This is a genomic window from Pedomonas sp. (genome assembly GCF_036515995.1).
Classification (GTDB): Bacteria; Pseudomonadota; Alphaproteobacteria; order Sphingomonadales; family Sphingomonadaceae; genus Pedomonas.
Genome location: NZ_DATBUP010000205.1, coordinates 1 through 5,142 on the forward strand (window position 1 = coordinate 1; position 5,142 = coordinate 5,142).

Annotated in this window: 5 protein-coding genes; 3 read left to right on the top strand and 2 right to left on the bottom strand. The window is 66.2% G+C overall.

Translation table 11 applies throughout. The features are described 5' to 3' along the window. Positions 1–481 (top strand): PD-(D/E)XK nuclease family protein (locus VIG90_RS15075; protein ID WP_331594341.1); only part of this gene is annotated, 481 nt, incomplete at its 5' end. A 120-nt stretch (positions 482–601) separates the two neighbouring features. Next, positions 602–925, top strand: coding sequence for a thioredoxin (trxA, locus tag VIG90_RS15080; protein WP_331594342.1), 324 nt, complete (start codon positions 602–604; stop codon positions 923–925). A gap of 818 nt (positions 926–1,743) precedes the next feature. On the opposite strand, the gene VIG90_RS15085 is transcribed toward trxA, so the two are convergent. Continuing rightward, the gene (locus tag VIG90_RS15085) at positions 1,744–2,376 is read right to left on the bottom strand and encodes a glutathione S-transferase family protein (protein WP_331594343.1); all 633 of its coding nucleotides are present in this window, start codon (positions 2,374–2,376) and stop codon (positions 1,744–1,746) included. 304 nt (positions 2,377–2,680) lie between these two features. Here VIG90_RS15085 and VIG90_RS15090 point away from each other — a divergent pair, with 304 nt between their 5' ends. After that, a complete protein-coding gene (locus VIG90_RS15090; RefSeq protein WP_331594344.1) occupies positions 2,681–3,229 on the top strand; it encodes an N-acetyltransferase in 549 nt (182 codons plus the stop codon). Between the two features lie 268 nt (positions 3,230–3,497). Here the strand turns inward: VIG90_RS15090 and VIG90_RS15095 are convergent. Then, a partial coding sequence (locus VIG90_RS15095; RefSeq protein WP_331594345.1) for a hypothetical protein occupies positions 3,498–5,142 on the bottom strand: 1,645 nt, incomplete at its 5' end.

The following is a 5,142-nucleotide window of genomic DNA, read 5'->3' on the forward strand; positions in this document are numbered from 1 at the left end:
CCACCGGCTGATGGAGCGCCTGCCCGCAACTGCCGAGGCCGCCCGGGAAGACGTCGCCCGCCGCTGGCTGGAGCGCTGCGCCGCAGACCTTCCCGAAGAAGCGCGCGAGGAGATCATCCGCACCGTGCTGCGCACGCTCCATGACCCCGAGATCAGCGCCCTGTTCGGGCCGGACGCGCTGGCCGAGGTGCCGCTGTCCGCCGTCATCGAGGGGCGGGTGTTCTCCGGTCAGGTCGACCGCCTCATCGTGCAGGACGACACTGTGCTGGTGGTAGACATCAAGACCGGCGCGCAGGTGCCCGCCGCGCCCGCGGAGACGCCCCTGGCCTATCTCCAGCAGATGGGGGCCTACCGCGCCGCGCTTCTTCTCATGTTCCCCGGCAAGACCGTCGAAGCGGCCCTGCTGTGGACCTCCGGCCCCACGCTGATGCATTTGCCTGCAAGTCTTATGGAACAGGCATTTGACGCCATTGGTTCGTGAGCTAGAACGCAGCTTCCGCAAGGTCGCGCGCTTGACCGAGTTCCGGCCCATACCTACGTTGCGCCATGAACCGGTTAACTTAACAGGTTATTGATATCCGGCTTGCCCAGGAGAGTTCTGATGCCGTCGATCAAGGTTACTGACGATTCGTTCGAAAATGATGTGCTGAAGGCGTCCAAGCCCGTGCTGGTGGACTTCTGGGCGGAATGGTGCGGCCCGTGCCGTCAGGTTGGCCCGATCCTCGAGGAACTGGCTGACGAAATGGCCGATCAGATCGCCATCGCCAAGATCAACACCGACGAGAACCCGGACGTGCCGACCCGCTTCGGCATCCGTGGCATCCCGACCATGATCCTGTTCCGCGACGGCAAGCCGTACGCCACCAAGGTTGGCGCCGCGCCCAAGTCCGCCCTCAAGGAGTGGCTGGAAGGCGCGCTGGCCTGAGCGAATTGGGCCTGAGCGAAGTGATCGCTTGAATTCAAGAAAGGGGCGGCCTGAGGGGCGCCCCTTTTTTCATGACGCCCCTTTTCGTTCAGCCAAGGGACGCCGGGCAGCCTCCGGCGCGTCCAGCCGCCGCCCGGCCCTTCCCCCGCTGGCGGATTAATCCCTGCGGCGGTTCTCAAGCGACTGTCCGAAGCGGATAGCCGCAATGAGCAACGCCAGCAGTGAGATAACCACTGCCAGCAAATCTAAGCCTTGCATGTTTAACCCCCTTTCCAGCCCGTCGATTTCCGCGCGAGCGGCGCAGATCCTGGCGGTTGTTGGCAGACGCGCTGCCGTTCCTGTCAACCAGCCAGCCGGGCAAGCTCAAGGGAGCAGGCGAAGCGAGGCTCTGCAAGGCGGTTATGGTCGTATGTAGTTGTAATTAAACTAATTTAATTCTTGAGGCAGCGCGCGAAACCGTCGTCTGCGGTGGAGTATTCGACCATGAGCCGGTTGCACAGCCTTGGCCATGGGCTATGCTCGTTTCAGCAAGTCTAAGCTAGGCATGATAAGCCCTCTTGCACAAAGGCCCCGCGGGTTCCTGTCCTGCGGGGCCTATTCTTTTCCAGCACGTCGACAGGCCTTTAAGGCTGGGCGGGTCGCTACCGTTTGGAACCAGCGGAAGAGGCGTACAGCAGGATATCCGACCATCGGCCGGTTGCACCGCCGTGGCCATTGGCTATGTTGTTAACCGCACTTCCATTGCTGCATTAGTACCCTCTTGCAGAAAGGCCCCGCGGGTTCCCGTCCTGCGGGGCCTATTCATTTTCAGGGCGTCCTCAGGCCTTCGAGGCCGGGCGGGCCGCTACCGCTTCGAACCAGCGGGCGATGTTGGTGTGCTGCTCGCCCGGGCTGAGCTTGATCCAGCGGGCAAAGTTCAGGGTGATGAAGGCGGTGATGTCCGCAATGGTGAAGCGGTCGCTGCCCACGTATTCCGACTCGCCAAGGCGCGTGTCGAGCATGTCGAAGAAGCGGCGGGTCAGCATGACGCCGCGCTCCACCATCGCCTGCAACTGCTCGGTCGGCTCAAGCACGCCCGGCACGGCCCGATTGGCGAAAACCGGCGTGCTGTTGCGGAAGGCCAGCGCCACCGCATAGAGCCCGTCCAGCTCGGCCCGGCGCTGCCAGCAGTCGATGAGGGCCTTCTCCTTCGCGTCGAACCCCAGCAGGTTGGGCTCCGGCTGCACTTCCTCGAAGTACCGGCAGATGGAAACCGATTCGTCGATCACCGTGCCATCGTCCAGCACCAGCGTCGGGATGAGGCCGCGCGGGTTGATGGCGAGGTACTCGGGCTTCAGGTTTTCGCCACTCGGCAGGTCGATCTGCCGGGTCTCCACCGTGATGCCCTTTTCCGCCAGAAACCAGCGCACGCGCCGTGCATTGGGCGCTTTTTCCATATCGTAAAGTATCATGTGTTCCTCTCCAGATGCGTGGCGATGAGCCTAGCCAAGGTTGGTGTAACACTAAAGCCTGTATATGCAGGTATTACCATAACGTCTTCGGGTGGGGTATGGTGGAAATTGCTCTGGCGTGCGCACAGGGTTCATGATAAGCGCCGCGAGAAATAAGCCCCCTGATTGGGATACGCATTCTGATGATCCATCTGGCTGGTCCGCGCCTGGCACTCCGACGACAGTAATCTGTCTCCCGCCCGCATGTCTGCGGAAGCGGTTCGCCATGCCCTGTTTCCCGACCGCCAGAAAGATCAAACCCTCAATGCACATTTACCAGACGACGGCCGCAGACCGTCCGGAAATCGAACAGCTTCTGGATACCGCCTTCGGCCTCGACCGTCACAACCGCACCGCCTACCGTCTGCGGGATGGCTCCACGCCGGTTGAGCAACTGTGCTTCGTCGCGCGCCGGGAAGAGGGCGGGTGCAACGCCCACCTGTGCGCCTCCATCGAGTTCTGGCCCATCGAGGTCGCCTGCCCGAACACCGGCGAAAGCCTGCCCGCCCTGCTGCTCGGCCCCATTGCGGTGGCGGAGGAATGCCGGGGGCTCGGCCTTGGCGGCCAGCTCATTCGCCTCGGGCTGGAAACGGCGGAGAAACTCGGCCACCACCTCGTCATTCTGGTGGGCGATCCCGAATACTACAGCCGCTTCGGCTTCTCCAACGCGGGCACCGGCGCATGGACCATGCCCGGCCCGTTCGAGCAGCGCCGCCTGATGGCCCACGTGTCCGATCCGGCGCTCTCCCTCCCGGCCGAGGCTGACGTGCGCAAGGCGTCCTGCGTTCACCCCCGCGCTGCGGCGCAGGGCTGATACGCCGCGCACGCCCTGGAACAGGGCCGAGGCGAGCAGGGCGCGGCTGCACAGGAAAAAGCCCGTCAGCCCCAGCAGCATCAGAAAACAGAACAGCCCCAGCATACTCGCCCCCTCCTGTTGCATTGGCCCCAACCACGTCACGCAAACAGAACACGAGTACGCGCCTCGAAAACACTCCCAAGGCTCACCCCTTGTCGCACAGGGTGTTTGCAATGTCAATAGGTTTTTAACAATGACGGGCGGTGCCTGACTTTCAGGGGCTCTGCTACCGCCGCCGCTCCGTAATCCACGCAAGGCCCATGGCGGTGGCGAGCAGGCTCCACAGCACGAGCGGCGGCAGCAGCGGCTCCTCGCGCACGCCGAGCAGCGCGCCGCCTTCGTTGCGCACCAGCCCGAGCCAGCTCCCGCCGGACTGGGCGCGTCCCGCCTCCGTGCGGGTCATCTTCGGCATGCCGTCCGCCAGCCAGAAGGTGCCGCCGCCGGTTGACCTGGCAAGGCTGGCCAGCGGCTCGGCGCGGGGGCGCACTTCCTGCCGCTCCGGCCCTGCGCCCACGAGCGCGAACGTGCGCCGCGCCCCGCTCTCGATGCGGTAGAGGCCGGGCACGGCGGCGGGCACGGTCATGCGCGCCACGCCCGTCTCGTCCGCCTGAGGGGTGAGGCGCTGAGCGGCTCCTTTCGGCGGCGTGATGGTGACGGGCTCCGGCGCTTTCATGGAGCGGGTCGTCACCTCCAGCCGGTTGCCGCCCAGCCCGCGGGTGGAGAGCTGCTCTTCCTCGAGATCCGGCTCCTGCATCAGCCAGTGAACGAGGCGGGTGAGCAGCGCATCGCGGGGGCCGCCGCCGTCAACGCCCCGGCCCCAGCTCCATACGTCCAGCGCCAGCATCAGGCCGACGCGGCCGCGCTCGGCCCGGTCCACCACCAGCACCGGCGAATCGCCGGGGCCGGAGAGCAGCACATGGCCGTGGGTAGCGGTGGCGGGCAGGCGGGTGCGCCAGCGGCCCCACGGCTGGCTGAGGCCCCACTGTTCCTCCAGCGTGGCGGTGATGGGGTGGCGCTTGCCGTCCGTGGTCACGGCGGGCCGGTAGGGCGTCGTCTCCCAGAAGCCGGTGGGCTTTGCGGGCAGCAGCTGCCCGACGGAGGTGCTGTTCAGCCCGAACGGGGCCTGATGCTCCGGCCCGGCCACCACCAGCAGCGCGCCGCCTTCCCGCACATAGGCGCTGATGGCGTCGAAATAGGCGGGAGACAGCAGGTCGAGCTGGTCGAAGCGGTCGAGCACGATGAGGTCGAACCGGCGCAGCCGCTCCTCGAACAGCTGCTCCACCGGAAAGGGAATGAGCGAAAGCTCGTCGGTCGGCGTCGGGTCGAAGGAGGAGGGCAGGCGCAAAATGGTGAAGTGCACCGTGTCGAGCGCCGCATCCAGCGTCAGGATGTCCCGCCAGGTGCGGGTGGAGAGGCTCGGCGCGCCGGAGACCAGCAGCACCGCCAGCCGGTCGCGCACGCCGTTCAGGCGCACGAGCGCCGCGTTGTTGGAGGTGACCAGCTCGCCGCGCGCCGGCGGCACGCTGGCGGTGATGGTGGCAGGCCCGCGCCGGGAAACGTTCACCGCAAGGCGGGCGCGGCCCTCGGCATCCGTCGTCACCGGCTGCTGCGGCTGCCCGTCGATGCTCCAGCTCACCGGCAAGGGGCCGCCCGCGCCTTCCACCTTCACAGTCACGTGGGCGGTCTGGCCGACGACGGCATAGGGCGGCGCGGCTTCCACCACCATGCGCCGGTCCACCATGCGCCGGTCCCCGGCCAGCAGCACGTGCACCGGCTTGTCCTGCGGTAGCACGGGCGCCTGCTCGGCCGCTATGATGCCGTCCGTAATCACCACCGCGCCTGCCAGCCGGTCGGCGGAAGCCTGCCCGACG